Here is a 24634-nt window from a genome sequence, read left to right on the forward strand (position 1 = left end):
TCCGTTTCTTTTTTGTACTTCTATAATGGTAGAATAGTTTAATCTTAATTGGTGTTAGAGTTATTATGGAAAAGCAGGATTTATATGAACTTCTCGGGGTTAGCCGTAGTGCAGATGATGCCGAGATAAAGAAGGCCTATCGTAAACTGGCAATGAAGTATCATCCCGATCGTAACTCTAATGACAAGGAAGCCGAAGAGAAATTTAAAGACATTCAAAATGCTTATGCCATATTGTCTGACTCACAGAAGCGAGCTGCTTATGATCGCTTTGGTCATGCTGGTGTTGACCCTTCAATGGGACAAGGTGGTTTCGGCGGTGGTTTTGGTGGCGGCTTTGGTGATGTCTTCGAAGACATATTTGAGAATATCTTTTCGGGTGGCCGTGGTCGTGGAGGCCAATCCAGAGCTCAACGAGGTGCGGATTTACAAGTCAACGTACAGCTTACCTTGGAAGAAGCCGCACTGGGTAAACAAATTGATATTACAGTTCCAAGACATGTCGCTTGTGAAAGCTGTGAAGGGTCCGGTGCAAAAAAGGGGTCTACCCCTAAAAACTGTGAAACTTGTAATGGTGTTGGTCAAGTTCGAATTCAACAAGGCTTTTTTTCGATTCAACAAACTTGCCCAAGTTGTCATGGCGAAGGCAAAGTAATTACTGATCCATGCAACAGTTGTCATGGTCAGGGAAGGGTAAGAGAGAGCAAAAAATTAACGGTCAAAATACCTGCCGGTGTTGATAACGGTGATCGTGTGCGTCTAGGTGGAGAAGGTGAAGCGGGTGTTCACGGAGGACCAGCAGGTGACTTATATGTGCAGGTTAATGTAAAAACACATGCCATTTTTGAACGTCACGATAGTGATTTGTATTGCGAAGTTCCCATCAGTTTTATTACTGCAGCTTTGGGAGGCTCGATTGAGGTACCCACCTTACAAGGACGTGTGACTTTAAAAATTCCTCATGAAACACAAACGGGTAACACATTTCGTTTGCGTGGAAAGGGCATGAAATCTGTTCGTGGCCACGCAACGGGTGATTTACTTTGCAGAGTTGTTGTGGAAACACCAGTCAATTTATCCAAAGAACAGAAAGAGTTATTACAAAAACTTCAGGATTCTCTAGACGGCAGTAAAAAAACACATTCTCCTCGAACCACCTCCTGGTTTGATGGAGTAAAAAAATTTTTTGAAGACATGAAATTTTGATAAACCTGCTGTACAATTAAGTATTTTTGTGCAGTCCTTAGTGCGAGCAAGGCAGTAAATAGCAGTTGTTCGCACTACTAAAGAGTCTCTTATGTTCAATAAACCAGCGATTTTAGTTCTTTCCGATGGAACTGTCTTTCAAGGCATATCCATGGGTGCCAGTGGTGATTGTATCGGCGAATTGGTTTTTAATACAGCTATGACTGGCTATCAAGAGATGCTCACCGATCCCTCCTATACCAAACAAATTATTACATTAACTACTGCCCATGTAGGGAATACCGGTTGTAATTCGCAAGATATGGAGTCATCACGGGTATGGGCTTCAGGACTGGTAATGCGAGAGTGCTCTTTTCGTCCCAGTAATTACCGTGCTGAACAGTCATTGCCTGAGTGGTTAAAAAAACACGGAGTGGTAGCAATTGCGGGCATTGATACTCGACAATTGACACTTCGGCTGAGTGAACAAGGGGCAATAGCGGCTTGCATTAGTACGAATGTTCAAGAACCAGAATTAGCTATCCAAAAAGCAAAATCGTTTGCTGGTTTGGAAGGTATGGATTTAGCCTGTGAAGTTTCAAGACAAACGATTGAACGCTGGCATGAAGGAAGGGGAGTTTGGGGTAATGAATCTAAACCCAATCAATTTCATGTTGTTGCTTATGATTTTGGGGTGAAGCATAACATCCTTCGGATTCTGCATGATAAAGGTTGTTATATAACTATTGTGCCGGCAAAATCAAGCGTTTCTGAGGCTATGGCACTGAATCCTGATGGTATTTTCCTATCGAATGGTCCAGGAGACCCGCTGGCTTGTGATTATGCAATCACGGCAACCAGTCAATTTTTGCAAGAAGGCGTTCCTATTTTAGGTATTTGTTTAGGCTTTCAAATTTTAGCGTTGGCGTGTGGTGCTAAATCAATAAAGATGAAGTTTGGGCATCATGGCGCAAATCATCCGGTCATTGAAACGAATGGGGACCAACGCGTTTTTATTACCAGTCAAAATCATGGCTTTACTATCGAGGAATCGTCATTGCCTGATTGTTTACAAGTAACACATCGTTCATTGTTTGATCAAAGTTTGCAAGGGATTAAGCACAAAGAGAGGCCGGCTTTAGGTTTTCAGGGGCATCCAGAAGCTAGTCCTGGCCCTCATGATATAATGGTTATTTTTGATCAATTTATTTCAATGATGCAGTCAAATCAATTAAAGAGGACACAGTGTGAGTGATTTTCATGTATTTACCTCCGAATCTGTTTCAGAGGGACATCCTGACAAAATAGCAGACCAAATTTCAGATGCTATTCTTGATGCAATTTTAACTAAAGATGCTAGAGCACGTGTGGCCTGCGAAACTTTTGTAAAAACCGGCATGGTCTTGGTTGGTGGTGAAATAACAACCAGTGCTTGGGTGGACGTTGAAGAAATTGTTCGCGAAGTGATTAAAGATATTGGCTATAACAGTTCAGAAATGGGATTTGACTGGGCATCTTGCGCTGTTTTAAGTGCCATTGGTAAACAATCTCCTGATATTTCTCGGGGTGTCGATAATGCTGAAACCAAGATTCTTGGCGCTGGCGATCAAGGTCTGATGTTTGGCTATGCGAGCAAGGAAACAGATGTGTATATGCCTGCTCCCATCGCATATTCACACCGTCTTATGGCAAAACAAGCGTCTTTAAGAAAAGAAAACAAGCTTCCTTGGTTACGTCCTGATGCTAAATGCCAGCTTACATTGAAATATGCCCAAGGGAAGCCGGTTGGTATTGATACAATTGTTTTTTCTACTCAGCATTCGCCTGATATTAGTCATGAAGAGTTGGTTGAAGCAGTTCGTGAAGAAATTATTAAACCGGTATTACCTGTTGAATGGCTTTCTTCTGACACGCGTTATTTTATTAATCCAACGGGCCGATTTGTTATCGGTGGGCCACTTGGCGACTGCGGTTTAACAGGTAGAAAAATTATTGTAGACACATACGGCGGTATGGCACGCCATGGTGGAGGATGTTTTTCGGGTAAAGACCCCTCCAAGGTGGATCGCTCAGCCGCTTACGCTGCTCGCCATGTTGCTAAAAATATTGTTGCTGCAGGTATCGCGGATAAATGTGAATTACAAGTATCCTATGCTATTGGTGTAGCAGAGCCTACCTCAATTAGCATTGATACTTATAATACTGGTCGACTCCCTGATGCGGAAATTATTGATTTGATTAATACCCATTTTGATTTAACACCACAAGGGATCATCAATCATCATAATCTTTTGCGTCCTATTTACCGTCAAACAGCAAGCTATGGTCACTATGGCCGAGAAGAGTTTCCTTGGGAGCGCTTAGATAAAGTTGCTGTTTTAAGCAAAGCCTTATAATTTATTAGGCACTAAAAAGGATAAACTATGGAACATGCGAATATGACGATTAAGCAAACTGCTTCAGCCAAAGATTATAAAGTTGCTGATTTGTCACTGGCTGCCTGGGGGCGTAAAGAGATTGCAATTGCCGAAACTGAAATGCCTGGATTAATGGCTTTGCGTGAAGAATTTGCCAATCAGAAACCTTTGAAAGGTGCGCGAATAGCAGGTTGTTTGCACATGACGATTCAGACAGCAGTTCTGATAGAAACATTGCAAGCCTTGGGGGCTGAAGTAAGATGGTCTTCCTGTAATATTTTTTCTACCCAGGATCATGCGGCAGCGGCGATTGCTGCAGCAGGGGTACCCGTATTTGCCTGGAAGGGTGAGACAGAAGATGAATATTGGTGGTGTGTTGAACAAACGTTGCGTGGTCCTAATGGCTGGACCCCTAATATGCTTTTGGACGATGGTGGTGATTTAACATTACTTATTCATCAAAAATACCCTGAGATGTTTGCTGATATCAAAGGAGTTTCTGAAGAAACCACGACCGGTGTTGCCAGACTTTATGAAATGGCTAAAAAAGACCAGTTGAAGATTCCTGCTATCAATGTCAATGATTCAGTAACCAAGTCTAAATTTGATAATTTGTATGGTTGCCGAGAATCATTATTAGATGGTCTAAAACGAGCTACTGATGTCATGGTGGCAGGTAAAGTTGCACTTATTTTAGGCTATGGAGATGTGGGCAAAGGATGTGCACAGGCATTACGTGGACAAGGCGCTACTGTTTGCATTAGTGAAATCGACCCTATCTGTGCGCTGCAGGCTGCAATGGAAGGTTATCGTGTGGTTACCCTGGATGATGTTGCTGAGCAAGTCGATATCGTTGTAACCGCAACGGGGAACTATCATGTTGTTACGCATGCTCATATGTTGCGTATGAAGCATCAAGCCATTTTATGCAATATTGGTCATTTCGATTCTGAAATAGATATTCAGAGTTTGCGCCAATATACCTGGGAAAATATCAAGCCTCAGGTGGATCATGTAATATTTCCTAATGGCAAGCGCTTAATTATTCTTGCAGAAGGTCGCTTGGTTAACTTAGGTTGTGCAACAGGCCATCCCAGTTTTGTGATGTCAACGTCATTTACTAACCAAGTCTTGGCTCAAGTTGAATTGTTCCAGCATAGCCAGAATTATGACAATCAAGTGTATGTTCTACCTAAACATCTGGATGAAAAAGTAGCGCGATTGCACTTAGCAAAAATAGGGGCGAAATTGACCAAACTTAATCAAGAACAGGCTGATTATCTTGGCGTTTCCGTAGATGGGCCTTTTAAACCTGAGCATTATCGTTATTAATCAATAATTATTTTCGGGTTGCTTTACGGCGCTCGCAATGACATGATCCTGTGACTGTAAGGAGATCTGTTATCGTGAGCAACGCTAAGCAATCCAGAATCTTCACAAATCATCGATAACTCGCCTACTTCCCGCTTTCAATTTTCTTCTGCATACTATCTTTTGAAACTCAATGCAAAGGAGGAATGCATGTTTTACCAATCAGGATTTGTAGGTTTCACTCTTCTCGCTTGCGCAACAACTGCAATAGCGAATGACAATACAATTCATCTTATCATTAAGTACAAAGAAAGACCGGCCGCATTTACGGCATTAAAAATTAAACTCAGCCAAGACGCTCATTTGCCTGTTCATTCTCTAAGACCAATGGCAGGAGGGGCTTATTCTCTTGTCTATGAAACAAAGAGTTTAAGTCATAAAGCAAAAAGCAATTTAATGATAAAAATTATCAATCAATTAAAGCAAAATCCCAATATTGCTTATGCAGTAGAGGACCGAATGGGGCATTTCAAACCATTGCCAACACAACCGAATCTTTCTTCGACACTGTCACTTCTATCTCATGACTCTCAATGGGATGAATTTACTCCTCCTGCTGGTGTTATGCTGGAGTCGGCTCCGGGACATCGCGATGGTGCTTGGTCTTATACAACAGGTCATGCCTCAAAACCAATCGTTGTCGCTGTGCTTGATACAGGGGTCGCGCTAAATCCAAGCTTGATAAATAATCTTGTCAAAGATCAGCAAGGGAATGTATGGGGTTGGAACTTTGCAGCCAATAACCGCAACATTAATGATGAAACAGGTTCTTATCACGGTACCCATGTGGCAGGAACTATTGCAGGTTACGGTGCTGTCATGATGGGGATGGGAGAAGATTTAAAAATATTGCCGTTAAAGATTCCTGACAGGTCTGGTATGTTTTATGAAAGTCAGGTTATTAATGCTATTTATTGGGCTGTGGGAGGAGATGTACCTGGTGTCCCCGCTAATTCCTATCCAGCAAAAGTTCTCAATATGAGTTTTGGTGTTGATGAACGCCCCGGTAAAGAAATCGATCATTGCGATGAAGCTTTACAAGAGGCAATTTTTTATGCTCGAAAAAAAGGAGCGGTCATTTCTGTAGCTGCTGGAAATGATAATCAATGGGAACATTATAATGCCCCTGCTGTATGCAATAGCACTATCAAAGTTGCCGCAACAGGGCCTGCAGGTCTTCGCTCTTATTATTCAAACTACGGTCCGAGTATTTCATTTGCGGCTCCAGGTGGGGATCTTAGTTATGGTAAAAAAGGGGGAATTTTATCGACTGTGAATCCAGGTGGAGGCTATCAAAATTCGGGATTTGATTTCTACCAGGGAACGAGTATGGCTTCACCTCACGTGGCAGGTGTTGCTGGATTAATTTTTGCTGTCAATGATGGTGCCATTAAACCTGAAAAGGTAGAGCAAATACTATATGCAACCACGCATGATTTTGGTCAAACTGCCGATGCAAACAATTCATGCAAAGGAACAAAGCCTTGTGGACATGGAATTTTGAATGCTGAAAATGCGATTAAGGCTGCTATCGCTAATTATGATTTAATCCTCACCGCACCCAAAGTAAATGATCTTAAATTATCTTTGTGTGGAAAAGATGTATATCAACCGAAAAGTGGAGTAGTGACTCTAGGAAAATTGCGATGGGTTCAATTGAAGAAATCATGTACCTTGAAGACAACCTATTTACAGCCTGCATTAAGCCAAACAAAAACTGGGAAGATAATTGCTAATTATGGAGCTACTGTTTATCAACTTGATGATTCCCTGCTCAAACAATGCCAAATTATCGGATTTGATGGTCTGGGTTGCTACTTCTGAATAAAATTGCTGGCTATCAAAAGATAGCTAGCAACTCTTCTTAAAGAATTAGAAAATAATACAGCCAGTATTTCGTTGATTCTCATTTTGGTTACTATCATTCTGAGGGATGTTGATATTGAGCGTCACTAGTTCAGGATAACGTTGGCATAGCCAATTAATCGTTGATTTCCAAGCCTTGTCAATGTTATTGCTGATGATTGCATCAGAACTAAATAGAGAAAAGAAATCATTGTAATTGCCAGCTTGTTGACCAAATGCTTTGTAATTTCTGAGCAAGCCTAAGCGTACATGAGGGACGGTAAGTACCTCGTGGATACTGTGCAAACCACCGCCAGTAATGAAAGCCATGATAGCAAGAATGTAGTAATGGTGATCGTCCAAATTATTGAATTGACCAAAAAATAGCATCGTTCCGCTTAAAACGGAGGTCATTCCCGATGGGCCTGCAACATAAGGGATATCCCGCGCTATTAATGACTGCACGTAAGGTGAATTTAAATCGGCTTCTTGGCAGATGGCATCAGGGCACCAGGCTGTTTGTGCCATAGGAAACTCTGCTCTGTCTTCTTCATCAACGCAGATGCCTAATCGTTTTGACAGAGAATCAACAAATACACTACGCCCTCTGTCACTATAAAGAGGAAATTTTGGATAATTCCAAAAGAAATAGCGCATATCGCCTTTTTTATTTTTTTCTAAAAATTTTTTAAAATCGCCTCCATACTCAAATTGCTGAATGGTACATTCACGTTTTGAGGAAAGTGTAAATCCTGAATAAACATCGCGCATAAACATAAAATGAATCAACATAATACGAGCAAAATGTTTTGATTCCTGAAGTGTTCCAATGACCTCTTCGATGGTCGGCTTATGGTCAAAATGACCAAAGGCCAAGGCAAGATTAGGTGCTTCTGGAGATTCTTCTTCAGCCCCTAAGTTGCTTAGAAAAGTTTTAAAAGCATCTGCCTCATAATTTTTTTCAATAAACTCTATTAAATTAATACTCACTTTATTGACTGTCCTCCAGGTGTTTGCACCTGGATTTAAGAGTATGTCAACGGCTAAATAAGATTCAAAAATTCGCCCAATACGACATTGAAGGTCATCTTTAGTCGGTGACTCGTTTGCGAAATATTCTTTACACGCATCGAGTTGCATACTTTCAATAACATCTAGAATAAACAGAGATAATTCATCAGAAATCTTAGGATATTGTTTTAGATTCTGCTGCAGAGTAAATACAAATACTCCAAGCTGTTGTTCATGGTTGTGAAATAATACTTTAACCTCATTTATCAATGACTTAAGAAGAAATGCATCATCAGGTTTTCGACATGCAAACTGTGATAATTTTGCAATGAACAAGGCAAAAATATTTAATTTGTTATTTCCAGGTAATTGACGAACATCATTAAAAAACTGCTGCATACTTCTTAACTCAACGAAATAGAGTGGCCAAAATTATACAAAGAAACCCCTCTCGAAATCAAAAAGCAAACAGTCCTGTTAAAATTAGGTCAATTAATATTCTATTAACAATTTTTGTCTATCATAACAATATATTAAAGACTATATTTTGTTGGATAACCATGCAATTTAAATCAAAAACAGAGGCTTATTCTTACGCAATTGTCCTGTTACAAAAGATAAAATAAAGTCTTTCTGAGGAAGACAACATTGGGCATGCTAAACTGGTTTCTTGTATTGAGAAAATTAAAGTTGATATGGAAAATCACGAGCAGGATATCACCAGGGTTGCTAGCTATTTAGGAAACCTATCTGATTTGCCGCGACAAATTAGTATTCAAGTTAAGGAACTTGCAAAAGATATAATAAACAGCGATTTTACCAAGCAAACGGCCCAAGAAAATTTGAAAATCCATTAGCACGACGTGCTGAATCAGAACTTGCTATCCTTTTATTACAGAAGCCAACCCAAGCAATGATGGAAGCGGTTGGTAGGGTATCGGCCGAATTAGTAAAAATGATTGATGAAATGGAAAAATGGGACGAATACAGTAAATTTAGCAATTATCTTTCAATTTTCACACAAGAAGACCATGTAATTGCTTTAGGAGGATATGATAATAAAGATACTCCTACTGTAGAAGGTATTAAAAAAACCTTGATGGAGAATAACCCTGAAGACTTAATACAAATAATGTTTATTCATTTTAAGTTTGCACAAAAAATCTATCGTAGCGTGCCTATTAAAACAGCTCCAGCTAGAGAACCTGTAGGTAAATTTGCAGACATAGTAAAAGAATTTTGGAGAGGAGACCCAAAAGAATTTTTTACTAAAGGAATCGCAAACGGATGGGAAGGACAGAGTTTACGATCCTGCGTTGCAGATGCCAAGATGTATAACTCACGATTGTATACTGCTTGGGGTAACCGAGGTAGAGAAGGCTATATGTCTTCTGAACGTACACATCAATTGGGGCTCATGCTAAATAGCCAAAGAGAATACGAGGTTGGTTTTCCTACTCATAGAAGCCAGTGGGCAACAGACTGTAAAAATCAAGGTGCTAATCTTTCTTCACCCTATGTAGTTGATTTAATTGAAAATCATGCTGTCTATGTGGCTGGCCCTTCTGGCATGACTTCGATGTTCTTAGGTCAAATGGAGGTAGTAGCAAATTTTGAAAATGAGGAATTAAAAAAGAACTATTTAGCTGCTGTAGCCAGCTATATTGTAGGTGGAGGTTTTCATAGTCTTCATGAGGTTATTGGACCTGCTCAGTATACCTTAAATTTAGTACCTGATTACAATGTTTCCGTACCTGAAAATGGTAAATTAGCATTACCTCCAAATTATAATCAATTTTTTAAACAACAAGCGGCTATTGATCCAGAATTTAGTGCACGCCGAGAAGCCGCATGGCAGCGTTATCTAACCTATTTTAACGATAGCTATGCCCCCAAGCATATTGAAGGTTTTGCAAAAACGCCCTTGGCCCTTACATCTGATGATGTTGAGTATTTAAGCGCAGGAGAACTTGAAATCGCTCAAGAAATACCTGCCGATTTAAGAGAGAGAATTTGAGAGCTACATTAGCAAAGGCTTTCTTGCGCGCGGTCGTAGTGATAGTAAAGACGATTTAAGTTTTATTAGTAGAGTTTTTCGTAACGACGTGTTAACCAAGAACAAACTCGCAATCGCACTGGAGTTTAAAGAAAAAATAAATCTAGCGAAGAATGTTGATGAACTAACACAGTTAATTGGCCAGGTAAGAGAGGCAAATTCTCGTGCTGAACAGCAGGCTGGTAAAGTGTATGGTATATTCACGAAAAGTGGACTTATTCGCAGTATGAACAAAATCGAAGTATTAGTTCACAATTATGCAAATGAATATTCAGCTAAGGTGCTAAAAGGTTAATTTCTTTTTAATGACTGATAAACAGGAGTTATCATGTTTAGAGTTACAAAAAATCAAGTAATGGAAGGCAAAGAACGTTTATTAACATTACTGGAAGCTAATGATCCCCATACCACGCTAGCTGTTTTTGATACGTTCCCTTTTTATCCAGATGATGTGGCACGTTTAGTCCATATTATTAATAATAATACGCAAATGTTAGTATTAAAATTATGGGATTGCCGTTTACAACCTGGAGATAGAAGTGCAATAGCAACAGCAATTTTAAATAACAACTCTTTGCTTCACGTTTCAATGGAGGTATACGCTGACGATACTCCTGCGTTGAAAAATCTTATAGCGGAAGCTCAGCAACATATACAAGCAAATAATGACAAGAGTACAATGTCTCTAACGTAAACTTAAGTAATCTCAGTAAAAGCATTGTTTTTATATATACTGCTATCATCTATAGATTGACAGTTTAGTGAGTATTAATCCTCACTGTCCTCCTCGTCCCACAAGGAAAAATCACCCTCTGTTTGCTGCTCATTTGAGGGTGCTGCTGAAAAAGTAATTGTCGGCGCGGGATTTTTAAGTGCCTCAGTTAAGCTTATAAATTTATAACCATTGTCCTTGTACATTTGTAAGATGTCGCCAAGTAAATAGCTATTCAGTATGTTCGCATGAATCAATAAAATTTGTTTAACTGGTTTTCCATTGGCTCTTTTTTCTGCTCGTTGTGTTTGCTTCCATATGAATGCGAGATACTGAGGTTTAAGCTTCTGGATATAAGCTTCTCGTTGGCGATAAGGAACTCTGTAGATTTTTTCGTTGAACCTAAAATCAAGACTATCGATTGTGACTGGTGCCACGATGTAATTATGAGTGGCCAAATAATCCAGTACCTTCTGTTTCTTTTGGTTGCTGCCCTCTGCCAGATAAGGGTAACGAAAATACTTTGGTTCCGTTAAAATAGAGGTTAATTTTTTATCGGCTTTATCAATATCGCCTATGTATTTATCAGCACTCATTTGATTTAAGTTATAGTGAGAATAGGTATGATTACCTAACATAAATCCAGCCTGACGAAATTGCTCTAAAAAAGACATTTCTCCTTTTGCGATAGAGCCGGCAATGACAAAGCCAGTGGCAGGCACATTATAGTCAGTCAATGCTTTGACGATTTTCATAAAGCGCTCGGTTGCTCTTTGCTGATTTCCTGGGGTATCCATTCGTCCACCAACTAAGGGCAAGTCATCAATAGTAATGGCAATTTCACGAACCTCTTCTGCTAGACAGAACGGAGAGAATAAAATCATGAAAAGAAAAAGTATTTGACGCATTAGATAATCCTTTATCTTATGAGTGAATTAATTAGTGTAGCAGATAAATTTACTGCTTTATAATCGAGGACTTTTTATAGGTTAACAATTACAATACTTACGCTGCAAAAAAGGCAGAGAAATTTAACAGGAATTGTTTTGAAGAGGATGCAATGAAGAAATTATTGACTTTGATATTCGCTATGGTGAGTATTGGTATCCATGCAGGAGAGCTAGTTTCATTTGCAGAGATGGCCAATGCAGTTGCAACTGGTAAACAGCTGACTTTTGTATGGAATCTAAAAAATTGCAGCTCAGAGAATAGCTTGCCAGAAATTATCACATCGGTTAAACCGAATGCTGTGATGGTAATTGCAAATCAACGTATTACAGCCTCAGACCGGCATTTTTCTCTGAATGATCCCTCTTTGCCGAATAAGCCATCATTTACTTTCAGCAAATATAATTTGAAAGCGGATGGTCAGGCATCACTTGATATTACCGTGATGCGCGCTGAAGATTAGCGCAAAGTAAAAAACATGCAAATCCAATGTGAGTTGGGTAAAGGATTAACCATATTCGATTAATTTCTTAATCGGGTACTTTTTGTGCTTGTTTGGCACGATATTTTTGTATGGCAGTGCGGTATTCAGGCCATTCTAATCCTACGTCCCGCGGACAAGCCGCGAGACTAGGTAGTAGGTATGTTCTGGCTCTTAAAAACAGACAACAACAATCATTAACTACCCCTTAATTTCAGAATTCTCCAGCACTTTTTGTGCTTGCTTGGCACGATATTTTTGCACGGCAGTGCGGTATTCAGGGTATTGATTGCCAAGGATGGTTGCTGCAAAAATAGCGGCATTAATCGCGCCTGCTTTCCCCACAGCCAAGGTTCCTACTGGATTACCTGCGGGCATTTGTACTATCGAAAGAAGAGCATCTAACCCATCTGTAAAGGTAGAGGAAGGCATGGGGACACCTAATACCGGTAATAATGTTTTTGCTGCCACAACCCTGGCACACGCAATTCCACCAGCACCTAAATCCTTAAACCCAACCTGGTCGATTAAGTTTCGCTCACGAAGGAGTTCGAAAAATGCATAATTTGCTTTAAGCACATGACGCTGTAAAAAAGCATTAGGCTCTTGAACGGCGCCTTTGTTTCTTTCCTGCTCTTCACCTAATGTTGATGAGGCAAAAGCAGCTCCACCAAAACCACTGTTATCAGTAGGCTTTCCAATTAAAATAAATTTATAATTTGTTGCATTGGGAGGGGCGTAGGAATGAATTATCTGATCTTCGCGGACGACGCCTAAGGTAACTACAGTAACGAGACCATTCTCATTATAACCTTCATCATAGTAAGTATCGCCTGCCAGATTTGGAATACCCAAAGGGTTGGCATAGCCGCCGATACCTCGCACAACACCATCATGAATCCATTTTGTTTTTGCTCTATTGATATCGCCAAAGCGTAAAGAATCAGCCACAGCAATGACTTCAGCGCCCATGCAGCAGACGTCTCTAACATTACCACCCACACCTGTTGCAGCGCCTTCATAAGGCACAAGTTGCGAAGGGTGATTGTGGGATTCATGACTTATAAAAATGCCATAACGCTTGCCTTGCTTGTCAGTTGCAACAGCAACAATTCCCGCATCCTCTTTCGGCCCGAGAATAACCTGAGGTGCTTTCGTATTAAAACGGCTTAAGTGTTTACGGCTACTTTTATAAGAACAGTGCTCAGAACCGTGGATTGACCACAATACACATTCCGCATAAGTAGGTGGACGTTCTAACAGCTTATTTTGGATGGTCAGCGCTTCATTAGTAGTCAGGCGAATGTTGTAAGTATCAAGCAGGCGGGCAATCTCTTCAGAAGAGAGTTGAGAGAAATCAAAATATTCGGGCGTTTCGTGCATAGAGGGCTAGCCTTCAAGCTAAAACGAAACACATGCCATAGCGATCTTTTAGATTAAAATCAGATCTTTTTATTAAATCCGTTGCAGCCTTTAATATCGACAACATGTGTCTTTAATGGCAAACCAATGAAAGATGAATTTACAGGACATGCAAAGGAGTGTGGGTAGTTTCACCCATACAATAATCTCGCACGCCGGATTAATATAAATCAATTTGATTTTTATTTGAATATCATGAGTGACATTTATTACTGGCGAGAAATTGTAGGCAAAGAGGATTTATTATCGACATTCAAGACGGAGATAGAGCAGTTATTATCAGGGGATTATAAAAGCCTTGATTTGGAGGAGCTTCAAGGGGTTAAAGGAGTCACGATTTTCAGCATTCGCGTGAATAGGGAGACGCGTTTGTTGTTCACGACCCATCAGGGGAAATTATGTTTATTAGATCCCGTCTACAATCACGATTACCACAAGAACCGCTACATCAGAAATCCCGGCTTGTTAAAAACGTTTCTAGGCAAGTTAGATAACTGCCCCGTTGACATTAAAATTGCGGAGAAGTTAGAGGCAGAGCGTTGCAGTAGTGACGAGCTCGAACGACGCTTACCGCCTAAGAAAGAAAAGAGTCGGGTAATTGCCTTTGATTACTACAAAGAGAATTTCATTTGTCTAAGTGAGGCGCAAGAACAAGCGGTGCATGCCAGACTGCCCGCTGTGGTATATGGGCCTGCAGGTTCTGGTAAAACCTGTGTTGCGTTCTTAGCCCTTCATGATTACGTCAAGCGGATGAGTCTGCATGAACCTGCGCCTGTTCTTTATGTAAGTCGCTCAGCCTCTTTGGTTGCGGACATGAAATCGCAGTGGGAGAGCACGGTAGAGAATCCTCACCGGGATTGCGTGAATTTCACCACCTATGAGGAATTATTTAAAAAGCATGTTGTCGACGACAAAGAAAAATCCCTGGCGAATTATGCCTTGTTTAGTGAGTGGTTAAACAAGGTTAGCAAACACCCGAGATACAAGGTGTTAAATAACAGCTTTAGCGCAGAAGAACTCTGGCATGAATTTAGAATTCGTTCAGGTTACACGCAGGAAGATTACCTTGGTTTAGGAAGTCGTCAAAGTAATGTCAGTAAAGAGCAACGCTTGATAATCTGCCAATTCTATCAAGACTTCCTTAGTCATTACATTGCTAGCGAACTCACCCCAATTTCAACGCTGCAACCCTATCCGATGATATTGGTGGATGAAGCGCAGGATTTTTCCTATGCCCAACTTGAAAGTCTTTATCACTTGTCGGCGGGAAATCTTGTTTATTTCTTAGGCGACCATCAAATTCTTTTCGATGGCAAATCGCGTTTACCGTTTTTAAGCCAGCTATTTTATAGGAATGAGAAAGAGTTTAACGCGCATCAGCTGTCGGGGAGTTACCGTTGTTCGCAAGCTGTTGTGAATGTCACCAATATGCTGATTCAACTGAAATACCAAGTCACTGGTGGGGCTGCTGATAAAGGTGAACTTGCTCACATCGTGTCGGCCAAAGAAGACGATGATCAAGGGGAGTTGTTGTGGATTGATAGTTACAGCAAAGAGCTTGAGGCGTTGCAACAAGAGGCCGCAAAAAATACCAGGTTTGCTGTCGTTACTTTCCCTGAGTTTGTGGATGAGGCAAAAAAAGCATTTAAAACGCCCTTAGTCTTTACGCCAGAACAAATTAAAGGACTGGAGTATGACGCCATCCTTGTATGGCGCCCTCTTGATGTCAAAGACAGTACAGTTGCCTGTACAAAACTGAAAGACAACCAAAGCATAGCCAATACCACAACCCATCGCGCCAAAGCAGGGGAGGGGGATGACTCTTGTCTGCCTTATTTTAACCGCTTGATTACTGCAGTCACGCGAGCGAAACGTAAATTAATTGTGGTGCAGGATAAAAAGCATCCCACCAAAGCGATGTATGACGCCTTATTACCTACGTTTAACAATGACTACAAACAACCTGTGCCATCTCAGGTTCCTCTCCATCAATCAACCCCACAAGACTGGGAAGATGAGGCGAGAAAACTGTTACAGCAGGGGAATGCCTCTCAGGCACTCGACATTTTTTTAAACGTACTGGGTCGCACCAAGAGCGAATTTAAGACCTTCCAACAAGGGCTTATCAATCCCACCATTTCTATTGTTGGAGACAATAAAACGCAAGAAAAAGAAAACATCCAAAAAATAGAATCTCCGAAGGAAGAGCCGCCGCCATCTCTTAAAAAGAAAAAGAACACTCAACTCTCTTCTGAAAAAAAAGAACCACAAAAGAAGAAAGAAATTCAGTTATCCCCAGAAGAAAATGCATTGCAGGAGTTAATGAACAATTTTTCAGAAAAAAGATTGGCTATTGTGCTTTCTGTTTTTGAATTTACAAAAATACTGACGCAAACCAGGGCAATACCCAAAAGTTCAGGAAAACCTCAAACCTTACTAGAATTTATTTTAACCGATCTTGATCATACCAAGTCATTTCTTAAACTCACCATCAATGACTACAAATTTACTGACAACTTTATACGTAACTATACAAAAATTTCTCATTTTTATAACAAAAAACATTCTGCAATAGGGTCCGGTAAAAAAAATTTTGATCGTTTTTGTGCGATTGTTAATAAGTTTTCTAACGGTACAGGCAATACTGATTTAAATTTAACCCATATTGTTACAGTCCTCGGTGATCTTAATTCTGTCGAGTTTCTGCATCAGCTAGGGGCTGACTTTGATAAGCCAAATTCATACGGTGCCACACCGACCTATATTGCTGCTGCACATGGACATATAGGTTTGATTGATAAATTTTACCAATATAATGCTAATCTTAATCAGGCAACAAATGAAGGGAACACACCTGCCTACGTTGCTGCAGAAAATGGCCATGTCGCCGTAATTGTAAAACTCCATGAATGCAAGGCTGATATTCATAAACCAAACACGAAAGGTGCTACTCCTGCCTATATCGCAGCCCAAAATGGCCATGCCAATCTAATTGCAAAACTTCATGAATATGGTGCTGACCTTGATAAACCCACCTTAAATGGGGGAACGCCTGCTTATATTGCGGCCGAAAAGGGGTGTGTTGATGTCATTATAAAACTTCACGAATGTAAAGCTGAGCTTCATAGGGCGAAACCCAGCGGTGCAACTCCTTTCTTTATTGCAGCATATAAAGGTCATGTCAATGTGCTGGCCAAGCTTTATGAATATGGCGCAGATCCTAATGCATCAACAACTAAAGGATTTACTCCTGTCTATATAGCAGCCCAAAATGGTCACGTTGCTGTACTTGATAAACTCTACGAATGTGGCGCTGATTTTAATAAAGCAGAGAAACAGGGGACAACCCCTGCCTATATCGCTGCTGAAAATGGACACGGGGAAGTCCTTGAAAGGCTTTATAAATATGGTGCTGATCTTAATAAAGCTGATGATAAAGGAATAACGCCCGTTTTTGTCGCTGCAGATGTTGGCAATCTCGCAATCATTGAAACACTTCATAAATGTGGTGCTGATCTTAATAAAGCAGATAAGAAAGGTGCAACCCCCATCTTTATTGCAGCATATAACCGCAACATCGCTGTCATTGAAACACTTGATAAATTCGGTGCTGACCTTGATAAAGAAAATTTAAAGGGCTCAACCCCCACTTTTATTGCGGCGCAAAAAGGTTATGCCGATGTCATTGAAACCCTTTATAAACTTGGCGCTGATATTGATAAAGCAAACAAAGAGGGTGCATCTCCTTTGCATGTCGCTGTTGATAATGGGCATATTGATGTCATTATAAAACTTCATCAATGCCAAGCTAAGCTTAATTGCTGTACCATTAGAGGTGAAACCCCCGCGTATACTGCTGCTCAAAAAGGTGATGCTGCAGTCATTGAAGCGCTTTATCAATGTGGTGCTGACCTTAATAAGGCTGATACAAGGGGAGTAACTCCTGCTTATATTGCTGCGCAAAATGGCCATGCTGCGGCCATTGAAGCGCTTTATAAATGTGGTGTTGAGCTTGATAAAGCAGATGATAAAGGCGTAACTCCTGTTTTTAAGGCTGCAACAAATGGCCACGCCGCCGTCATTAAGAAATTTCACGAATGTAAAGTCGATGTTAACAAGCCTGATAAACAAGGTTTAACACCAGCCTTCCTGGCAGTCTATTTTGGCCGTGTTGCTGTTATTGAGCAACTTTATGAGTGTGGTGTTGACCTTGACAAACCGAGTGCGAAAGGAAGTCTTCTCACTGTGACTGCTGCAATACAAGGCCAGGTTGCTATCCTTGAAAAGCTTCATGACTATAATGTTAACCTCAATCAAGCGGATATCAAGGGAACAACCCCTGTTTTTGCTGCCGTTCGATATGGACGCGTCAATGTGATTCAAAAACTTTATGAGTATGGTGTTAATTTTGAGAGCTTAAATGCACAGCAAGAAACTCTTGTTCATGTAGCAATTAAAGAGAAGATGCTCAATGTGCTAACGACGCTATATGAACTTGATGTGAATTGGGATAGGGCTCTCAATGGAATTACCCCAGCTCATATTGCCATTCAAGGGGGTGATATAGACTTTATAAAATTAATGCTGGAAAAGAATATAAAATTCAATATTCCCCATGTAACCAATAAAGTTGAACTGAGACAATTAATTGAGGCATGTATTAAAAAAGATAAATCTAATGAAGGAATTATTGTGTCTAAAATGGAGCAATTCCTTGAGCGCAAAAGTATGGCTGAAGACAAAATCTCCATTTCGCCACTTGAGCTTGCTGAAATTATTGATCGCCAGGATATTGTCAAATTAATCAAACCCGGCGAAGTGTCGTATCAGCATTCTTATCGTTTTTTCAAGTCGAAACAAACCTCGGAAACTAACGAAGCATCTTTGAAGTTAGAGTTGTGAAATTGTGGCGCTGAGCGATTATTTTTCTATTCTGTTGAATTGAGCCAAGGGATGCGCGCTTATTGGGCTTTGCATTGTTTCGCTGACTTTTTTGGTGTGTCGCCTAGAGATAATCAGATAAGCAAAGGGCACTATATATAAAGAAAATAAAGTCCCCACCAACATGCCACCGATAATCACTAAGCCCAACAGCTGGCGGCTTTCACTGCCAGCCCCCGTAGCTATTGCTAAAGGAAAAGCTCCAAGAACCATCGCCGATGTAGTCATTAAAATGGGGCGAAGACGAATACGTGCACCCTCAAGGACTGCGGGGATTCGCTCTTTCCCTAGACTGATTTGTTGATTGGCAAACTCAGTAATCATAATGCCATGTTTGGTGACAAGACCTATTAATGTAAGAATTCCAATCGTGCTGTAGATAGATAAACTTTGGTGAAATAGAAGCAGCGTAAGTACGGCACCTACCAAACTTAAAGGTACACTTAAAAGTACAATGAAGGGATCAATAAAACTTTCAAATTGAGCGGCTAGTACCAAGTAAATAAATAATAGAGCAAGCAAAAATGCATAGACACTGCTACCAGCAGATTCCAAATAATCTTTCACAACGCCTGTAAAACGATACTGGATATCGTCAGGTAATTTAGTATGAAGCAATTTTTTCACGTCTTTAATGACTTCATCCAGATGTGCATCAGGCCCAAGTTCAGCACTAATTATCGCACTTCGCATTCGATTTAAATGTGGCAAACTATCAGGACCAATATTATTACTGATATTTACTAATGTGGAGAGAGGAATCATTCTTCCGCGACCGCTTTGAACATACAGTTTATTGAGTACGGCTATGTCTCGACGTTCAGCTTGTTGAACCTGCAAAATAACTTTGTAAGCTTGCCCTTCATAGGTAAAATTAACCGGATTACTACCACCCAACATGGTTGATAGTAACTCTGCGACATCGGCTAGATTCACATCCAAATCTGCAGCCAGTTGCCTATCAATTTCAATGTCAATTTGTTCACTATCAAGAGCGAGGGTATTTCTAATATGCCTAAGCCCAGGATAATCATCCAAGGCTTTAACAATCTCGCTGCTTATCTCATTTAATCTTAAGTAAGAAGTATTCCCAATGAGAGCCAAACTAAATTGGCTGTTGCCAGTACGTTGGCCTAAAGGGTTTGGGCTGACAGGGAAAACATTGACTCCAGTAATTTTTTGCATTTGTTCGCTTAAGTCATTACTGATTTCTTTTTGACGTCGATTACGCTCACCCCATGGCGTAAGTTTCAACAAAGTAAACGCGGAGGTCGAGCGCACAGAGCTAAGATAAGCAGCCTTTTCAGGAATTTTTTCATAAATGGCTTCCAGCTCCCGGGTGTATTGATCGGTGTAGCGAGTACTTGAGTTTGTAGGTGAGGAAAGAAAGCCAATGATATATCCCTGATCTTCAACAGGAGCAAGTTCAGCACCTAATTGCCAATAACAAAGAAGACCGATAAAACAACATACTGCTAATACCATACCCACAATAAAGGGATGTTTCAGTGAAAGATTTAAACTCTGGACATAATGAGAACCAAGCTTGTCAAACTGCTTGGTAAGCCAGCGGCTATAACCGCTCTCTTTGTAGGTTAATAATTTTGAACACATCATTGGAGACAAACTTAATGCAATAAGTCCTGAAATAAGGACACTAACGGCTAAGGTAATCCCAAATTGTAAAAATAATTTACCTGTGAATCCGGAAACAAACCCCATGGGTGCATAAACAGCTGCCAATGTAATGGTCATTGCCAAAATCACAAAGATAATTTCATTACTACCTTTAATTGCTGCATCTTTGGCCGATAAGCCAGTTTGCATATGACGATGGCAATTTTCCAAAACCACGATTGCATCATCGACAACCAGGCCAATCGCTAAGACCATCGCCAATAGCGTGATAATATTCAGTTCAAATCCAAGTAAATGCATGGGCCAAAAAGTACTGATAAGACAAATCGGAATGGTAATAATAGGAATTGTCGCAGCCCGTAAATTTCCAATGAATAAAAAGACAACAATGGCTACAAATAAAACGGCTTCAAGAAAAGTTTTATAAACTTCATGAATGGATTGCTGAATGAATGACGTTGAATCAAAGACTAATTGAATTCTGAAATGAGGCGGTAGAGTAGACTGCAACGCTGTAATGACTTTTTTTATCTCCGTGGCTACATCAACTGGATTTGCGGTTGATTGTGCCAGAATTGCAAGACCTACCGCCGGTTTACCATTAATTCGCAGTATATTATCTTCACGTTCACTGCCAACAGTGATTGAGGCAATTTCTCCTAAATGAATTTGTTGCTTATTATGTTGAGCAATCACTAAATCAGAAAAGTGCCGGGCATCTTGTAAACGGGCATGAGTGACAACAGTGTAAAAACGATTACTACTTTTAATTTGACCACTTGGAACATCAATATTTTGTTGAGCGAGCGCTTTTTTAACCTGGGCAACAGTGACTTGATGTGCTGCCATCTTAACCGGATCTAAGGAGATTTTAACTGCATAATCGCGGCTACCGTGATAAACCACTTCGCCCACACCTTTAACTTCCTGCAAAACAGGTTTAATAAACCGATTAACATAATCGGTAATTTCCAAAGGGGTTTTGGTTTCATCATGAAAACCCAAAATTAATACCGGGTTAGCGTCAGCATCATTCTTACTGACCGAGGGTGGGTGACTTTCTCGAGGGAGTTTGGCTTGTAGTGCTGATAATTTATTACGAATATCATTAATTGTTTCGTTAATTTCAATTCCAAGCTGAAAATCGATATTAATACGACTTTTACCTAACATACTGGTAGAACGTATGGTATCGATACCTGAAATACCTGATAGCGCATTTTCTATGGGGATGGTAATTTCCTTTTCGACAAGCTCCGGGCTTGCACCCTCATAATCGGTGGCGACATGGATGACCGGTTTGTCAATATTAGGCAAATGTCTGATAACTAATTTCTGATAATGTAAAATGCCAGTTATCACCAGCATTAATGATAAAACGACAGTAAATACAGGGCGTTTAATGCAAAGTTCTGAAAAAATCACAATCGATTCTATCCTTGGTGAATATCAATAACTGGACTACCTTCCCTAAGTTTGTGTTGACCGCGAACGATGACAATATCATCAACGCTTAAACCACTATAAATTTCCGTCATGGCCCCATGATGGGCGCCAGTTTTGACCCGTATAGCTATCGCTTTATCATTGCGAACGATAAAGATTTTTTGACCATTGATTGTGGGGATTAGACTTTCTTCTGGGACCAAAAGACGCTTTGTTTTCTCTCCAAACTCGTGATTAACTCGCACAAATAACCCTGCAGATAACAAATTATCAGGATTATCAATGAGTGCTTCGATGGCGATTGTTCTCGTCTCTTTATCTACTGCGGGATCAATGTAATTGACAGAACCTGTATAAACTTCGTCAGGATAAGCATCGGAAACCACCGTTACCTGTTGTCCTTCCAGAACTCGCGGTAAATATCGCTCTGGAAGAGTGTACTCAACACGCAATTTCTGGTTAGCTATCAATCGCACCAGAGGTTGACCTACTCGAACGTATTGACCAATGCTCACTTGTCGCGATCCCAGTGTGCCTGTAAATGGAGCGCGCAAACTCAGTTTTTCAAGTTGGGCTTGTTTCGCTTTTACGGTGTTTTGTTTTCCGCGTAAGTCAGCAAGAGCTTGATCCAATGCTTGTTCGGAAGCTAATTTTCTTTTGGCAAGTTCACTGGTGCGTTCAAAGTTAGTTTCACTTAATGCTAAATTTGCTTTGGCACTTGCTAATTCACTTTTTAATACAGTCGCATCCAGCTGAATAAGTAAGGTTCCTTTTTTGACAAGGGTGCCGGGCTTAAAGTAAATGGCGGCAATTTGGCCTGATAGTTCAGAACTAATATCAATGTTATCTGTACTCGCAAGACTTCCTATCGTTTCAAATTGATCAGCAAGTATTTTTTCAGTAACGGGGGCTGTTTCTACAATAATTGGTTTAGGCTCCGTCACTCTCCCGTGCAATTTATGAGTTGGAGATAGAAAAGAATAGGCTGCAAAGAGTATAACCGCGAGCGACAAAAACAAGAGAATAGAGCTGTATTTCATGCCAGTGACGTCCGAGGCTTAGGTGAAAAATGATTATAAAGGAGTTTGAATAAGGATTCAAAAAAAGAGATAAATTCCTCCTTATCGGTCAAACAAACTCAAATACACACTATAATTTAATCTAAAAGGATATAATTTATTAGGATGAAAATGCTAATAAAAGCAGCAGTTTTTCTTATATTAATAATTTTCCCAGGGTTATTAGGAGCACTTGCTACACCACAAAGCTTCGGAGATGTCACTACAAATATTACAAATTCGTTTACCAGTGTTGCCAGACTCATTACTGCACTGAGTTATATAGGTGGATTGGCATTTGCAATTGTGGCTGTGATGAAATTTAAACAGCATAAAGACAATCCAACACAAGTCTCTGTTGGTCAAGCACTTGGACAAGCTTGTATTGCGACAATATTCTTGTTTTTGCCGTCATTTCTAGGTTATCTGGGAGGTACTCTTTTTGGAAATGAAGCCCAGACTTCTGGACCAACAGGGCAGGTTTACTGTTCAAACACTGATGCAGTCTATAGTGCAGACAGTTGCGGTAAATAAGGCAACTGCCTGTTTTAATATTATTTTGATTCAGTTTCAATCCAGCCATTAAGAACATCTATAATTTTGCGAGCTTGATCGTCGCTAGAAATATTAAACTTGGATTTCATCCAGTATTGATTGTTTTTCTTTTGGTAGCGGCGTATAGAATATTTTACGGGACCAAAATCCTGTTTAGCATTGTCCCAATCCTGGTAACGAAACATGATTGTTGTCCATGCGCCTTTTGACAAAACATGTTTGTCCAGCTCTTTCACAGTGTCGATGCCATTCTCACTATAGGCAATCGTCAAATCGTCGATTGTTTCGCTCATTGGTCTATTCCAACAGTAATCTAATCGATGGATTGTAATTTGCCATTAACAAAAGTCAAGCGGAAGGGCGTTTGAAATTTATCGGCCTGATAAACCCAAATTTCAGGTTTTTGGTTGCTTTGAATGGGTTGATTGATAAAAGTATTATTAACCAGGGAAGGATTGCCACAAGAACCATAAACTTTACCCACGGGGTCGCCTACTTGGACCATTGAGCCACCACAAATTGAAAAAGCATTGGTTTGCGAGCCATTAAGTCGCACAGCACTTACTTTATTGTCAATGATATCGATTTCAAGCTGAGCACCACTATTCACTCCTACTGGCAACGACCAAACGCCGTAAAAAGCAGACTGGGAGCCCTTGTTATTATAGAGAAGTTGTAAAACGGGAACTTTTTGCATAACCGGAGTATTTGATTCTTGCCGACTCAAAGGTTGGCCACAAGCATTTAACACTTGGTCTGGCGACATGCCTATATTGATGTAGCCATGATTTTGTGGGCAATACATCGATTGCACAGCAAAAGCGTTTATGGAAAAACCAAGTGATGCGATGCCTAGGAATAGAGTCCAGTGCGTAGTCATGTGATTATCCATTGGATTTTGCTTGCTTCAAGTATAGCCCTCCTTGGCTAATTTTGCTTACAGATTAAAAGGAAGTGTTGCGGCCATAAATAGCGCGATAACCTTCAAAATAACCATAATAATAAGGGGCGAAAAATCAAAGCCAGAAATATTGGGTACAAGAAAGCGTCCCAAGTCCAGCAAAGGATCAGTAATTAAATTAATAATATCCAAAAAGGGATGTTGTCGCGTGGGATTGATTAAACTGACAAGCACTCGGATAAGGAGCATATAGAATAGTAGGTCGCAAACTTGAATGATTAAATCCGCAAATGCAAACAATATTAGATGAAAGAAGGGTAACAATACGCCATAGAAAAGAAGCCCAATCACGATAAACTTCAACAGCTCAACGAGAACGATTAATCCCAAAGTGACCCAATCATAGCGTTTGGGAGGCGCTTTTGGGGGGTAAACTAAACGTTCAATGGGGCGAACAATGGGATCAGTGAGTTGATAAATCAGTTGTCCTGCTGGATGAAGCATGCTCACTTGAAAATAACGTAAAGCTACCCTAATCCATAACGCAAAAAGGACTAGATTGAAAAATAATTTCACTAAAAAATAAATTACCGTAATTAAACCTGACATATCTACTCTCAATAATTAAGCGATTTTTGGCGAAATGAT

At 40.2% G+C, this 24634-nt stretch carries 19 protein-coding genes; 11 read left to right on the forward strand and 8 right to left on the reverse strand.

Annotated elements, in window-relative coordinates:
• Window positions 1-65: 65 nt before the first annotated feature.
• From dnaJ to LHA_RS03130, 5 genes are all read left to right on the forward strand, one after another.
• Window positions 66-1205, forward strand: a complete 1140-nt coding sequence (gene dnaJ / locus LHA_RS03110; RefSeq protein ID WP_045105240.1) for a molecular chaperone DnaJ — start codon at window positions 66-68, stop codon at window positions 1203-1205.
• 91 nt (window positions 1206-1296) lie between these two features.
• On the forward strand, window positions 1297-2439 hold the full coding sequence (carA, locus tag LHA_RS03115) for a glutamine-hydrolyzing carbamoyl-phosphate synthase small subunit (RefSeq protein WP_045105241.1): 1143 nt from the start codon (window positions 1297-1299) through the stop codon (window positions 2437-2439).
• Entirely contained in the window at window positions 2432-3580 is a 1149-nt protein-coding gene (gene metK / locus LHA_RS03120) for a methionine adenosyltransferase (RefSeq protein WP_045105242.1), read from the forward strand. The genes carA and metK overlap by 8 nt, the downstream gene beginning before the upstream one ends.
• 27 nt (window positions 3581-3607) lie before the next feature.
• On the forward strand, window positions 3608-4933 hold the full coding sequence (gene ahcY, locus LHA_RS03125) for an adenosylhomocysteinase (RefSeq protein ID WP_045105243.1): 1326 nt from the start codon (window positions 3608-3610) through the stop codon (window positions 4931-4933).
• Between the two features lie 189 nt (window positions 4934-5122).
• On the forward strand, window positions 5123-6796 hold the full coding sequence (locus tag LHA_RS03130) for a S8 family serine peptidase (RefSeq protein ID WP_045105244.1): 1674 nt from the start codon (window positions 5123-5125) through the stop codon (window positions 6794-6796).
• 48 nt (window positions 6797-6844) lie between these two features.
• Here LHA_RS03130 and LHA_RS03135 read toward each other — a convergent pair whose 3' ends face one another.
• Window positions 6845-8227, reverse strand: a complete 1383-nt coding sequence (locus LHA_RS03135; RefSeq protein ID WP_045105245.1) for a hypothetical protein — start codon at window positions 8225-8227, stop codon at window positions 6845-6847.
• Window positions 8228-8741: 514 nt separating this feature from the next.
• On the opposite strand from LHA_RS03135, the gene LHA_RS03140 reads away from it, so the two are divergent.
• The 3 genes from LHA_RS03140 (at window position 8742) to LHA_RS03150 (ending at window position 10578) form a co-directional block, all read left to right on the forward strand.
• Window positions 8742-9845 carry a hypothetical protein gene (locus tag LHA_RS03140; protein WP_231861967.1) on the forward strand — a complete coding sequence of 368 codons (1104 nt, stop codon included), beginning with the start codon at window positions 8742-8744 and terminating at the stop codon, window positions 9843-9845.
• Window positions 9846-9933: 88 nt separating this feature from the next.
• The gene (locus LHA_RS03145) at window positions 9934-10179 is read left to right on the forward strand and encodes a hypothetical protein (RefSeq protein ID WP_045105247.1); all 246 of its coding nucleotides are present in this window, start codon (window positions 9934-9936) and stop codon (window positions 10177-10179) included.
• 33 nt (window positions 10180-10212) lie between these two features.
• Window positions 10213-10578: a hypothetical protein gene (locus LHA_RS03150; RefSeq protein WP_045105248.1), complete on the forward strand. Its 366-nt coding sequence runs from the start codon at window positions 10213-10215 to the stop codon at window positions 10576-10578.
• A 74-nt stretch (window positions 10579-10652) separates the two neighbouring features.
• Here the strand turns inward: LHA_RS03150 and LHA_RS03155 are convergent, their stop codons facing one another.
• Window positions 10653-11504, reverse strand: a complete 852-nt coding sequence (locus LHA_RS03155) for a polysaccharide deacetylase family protein (protein WP_045105249.1) — start codon at window positions 11502-11504, stop codon at window positions 10653-10655.
• 152 nt (window positions 11505-11656) lie between these two features.
• On the opposite strand from LHA_RS03155, the gene LHA_RS03160 reads away from it, so the two are divergent.
• Window positions 11657-12007 (forward strand): VirK family protein, encoded by a 351-nt coding sequence (locus tag LHA_RS03160; protein WP_045107368.1) that lies wholly within the window; start codon window positions 11657-11659, stop codon window positions 12005-12007.
• A gap of 219 nt (window positions 12008-12226) precedes the next feature.
• Here LHA_RS03160 and LHA_RS17550 read toward each other — a convergent pair whose 3' ends face one another.
• A complete protein-coding gene (locus LHA_RS17550) occupies window positions 12227-13408 on the reverse strand; it encodes an AIR carboxylase family protein (protein ID WP_082060270.1) in 1182 nt (393 codons plus the stop codon).
• 234 nt (window positions 13409-13642) lie between these two features.
• Here LHA_RS17550 and LHA_RS03170 point away from each other — a divergent pair, with 234 nt between their 5' ends.
• Window positions 13643-18349, forward strand: coding sequence for an ankyrin repeat domain-containing protein (locus tag LHA_RS03170; RefSeq protein WP_045105250.1), 4707 nt, complete (start codon window positions 13643-13645; stop codon window positions 18347-18349).
• 18 nt (window positions 18350-18367) lie between these two features.
• On the opposite strand, the gene LHA_RS03175 is transcribed toward LHA_RS03170, so the two are convergent.
• Together LHA_RS03175 and LHA_RS03180 are read right to left on the reverse strand one after the other, a co-directional pair.
• Window positions 18368-21451: an efflux RND transporter permease subunit gene (locus tag LHA_RS03175; protein ID WP_052673567.1), complete on the reverse strand. Its 3084-nt coding sequence runs from the start codon at window positions 21449-21451 to the stop codon at window positions 18368-18370.
• Window positions 21452-21459: 8 nt separating this feature from the next.
• Window positions 21460-22416, reverse strand: coding sequence for an efflux RND transporter periplasmic adaptor subunit (locus tag LHA_RS03180; protein WP_052673568.1), 957 nt, complete (start codon window positions 22414-22416; stop codon window positions 21460-21462).
• Window positions 22417-22662: 246 nt separating this feature from the next.
• Between LHA_RS03180 and LHA_RS03185 the strand changes: the two genes are divergently transcribed.
• On the forward strand, window positions 22663-23064 hold the full coding sequence (locus tag LHA_RS03185; protein WP_147292388.1) for a type IV secretion protein IcmD: 402 nt from the start codon (window positions 22663-22665) through the stop codon (window positions 23062-23064).
• 20 nt (window positions 23065-23084) lie between these two features.
• Here the strand turns inward: LHA_RS03185 and LHA_RS03190 are convergent, their stop codons facing one another.
• The 3 genes from LHA_RS03190 to LHA_RS03200 are packed head-to-tail and all read right to left on the reverse strand — an operon-like array spanning window position 23085 to window position 24595.
• On the reverse strand, window positions 23085-23378 hold the full coding sequence (locus LHA_RS03190; protein ID WP_045105251.1) for a hypothetical protein: 294 nt from the start codon (window positions 23376-23378) through the stop codon (window positions 23085-23087).
• A gap of 20 nt (window positions 23379-23398) precedes the next feature.
• Complete coding sequence (locus tag LHA_RS03195; protein ID WP_045107373.1) at window positions 23399-23965, reverse strand: DUF2845 domain-containing protein; 567 nt, start codon at window positions 23963-23965, stop codon at window positions 23399-23401.
• Window positions 23966-24022: 57 nt separating this feature from the next.
• Complete coding sequence (locus LHA_RS03200; protein ID WP_045105252.1) at window positions 24023-24595, reverse strand: YggT family protein; 573 nt, start codon at window positions 24593-24595, stop codon at window positions 24023-24025.
• Between the last annotated feature and the right edge of the window lie 39 nt (window positions 24596-24634).

The sequence above is a fragment of the Legionella hackeliae genome, from assembly GCF_000953655.1.
GTDB lineage: Bacteria > Pseudomonadota > Gammaproteobacteria > Legionellales > Legionellaceae > Tatlockia > Tatlockia hackeliae.

What these genes read in the sequence shown, in the direction of transcription:
- carA (WP_045105241.1), top strand. Translation starts at nt 1,297, where the DNA reads ATGTTCAATAAACCAGCGATTTTAGTTCTTTCCGATGGAACTGTCTTT.
- LHA_RS03150 (WP_045105248.1), top strand. Translation starts at nt 10,213, where the DNA reads ATGTTTAGAGTTACAAAAAATCAAGTAATGGAAGGCAAAGAACGTTTA.
- LHA_RS03140 (WP_231861967.1), top strand. Translation starts at nt 8,742, where the DNA reads ATGATGGAAGCGGTTGGTAGGGTATCGGCCGAATTAGTAAAAATGATT.
- ahcY (WP_045105243.1), top strand. Translation starts at nt 3,608, where the DNA reads ATGGAACATGCGAATATGACGATTAAGCAAACTGCTTCAGCCAAAGAT.
- LHA_RS03190 (WP_045105251.1), bottom strand. Translation starts at nt 23,378, where the DNA reads ATGAGCGAAACAATCGACGATTTGACGATTGCCTATAGTGAGAATGGC.
- LHA_RS03160 (WP_045107368.1), top strand. Translation starts at nt 11,657, where the DNA reads ATGAAGAAATTATTGACTTTGATATTCGCTATGGTGAGTATTGGTATC.
- LHA_RS03155 (WP_045105249.1), bottom strand. Translation starts at nt 11,504, where the DNA reads ATGCGTCAAATACTTTTTCTTTTCATGATTTTATTCTCTCCGTTCTGT.
- LHA_RS03185 (WP_147292388.1), top strand. Translation starts at nt 22,663, where the DNA reads ATGCTAATAAAAGCAGCAGTTTTTCTTATATTAATAATTTTCCCAGGG.
- LHA_RS03195 (WP_045107373.1), bottom strand. Translation starts at nt 23,965, where the DNA reads ATGACTACGCACTGGACTCTATTCCTAGGCATCGCATCACTTGGTTTT.
- LHA_RS03200 (WP_045105252.1), bottom strand. Translation starts at nt 24,595, where the DNA reads ATGTCAGGTTTAATTACGGTAATTTATTTTTTAGTGAAATTATTTTTC.
- LHA_RS03135 (WP_045105245.1), bottom strand. Translation starts at nt 8,227, where the DNA reads ATGCAGCAGTTTTTTAATGATGTTCGTCAATTACCTGGAAATAACAAA.
- LHA_RS03130 (WP_045105244.1), top strand. Translation starts at nt 5,123, where the DNA reads ATGTTTTACCAATCAGGATTTGTAGGTTTCACTCTTCTCGCTTGCGCA.
- dnaJ (WP_045105240.1), top strand. Translation starts at nt 66, where the DNA reads ATGGAAAAGCAGGATTTATATGAACTTCTCGGGGTTAGCCGTAGTGCA.
- LHA_RS03170 (WP_045105250.1), top strand. Translation starts at nt 13,643, where the DNA reads ATGAGTGACATTTATTACTGGCGAGAAATTGTAGGCAAAGAGGATTTA.
- LHA_RS17550 (WP_082060270.1), bottom strand. Translation starts at nt 13,408, where the DNA reads ATGCACGAAACGCCCGAATATTTTGATTTCTCTCAACTCTCTTCTGAA.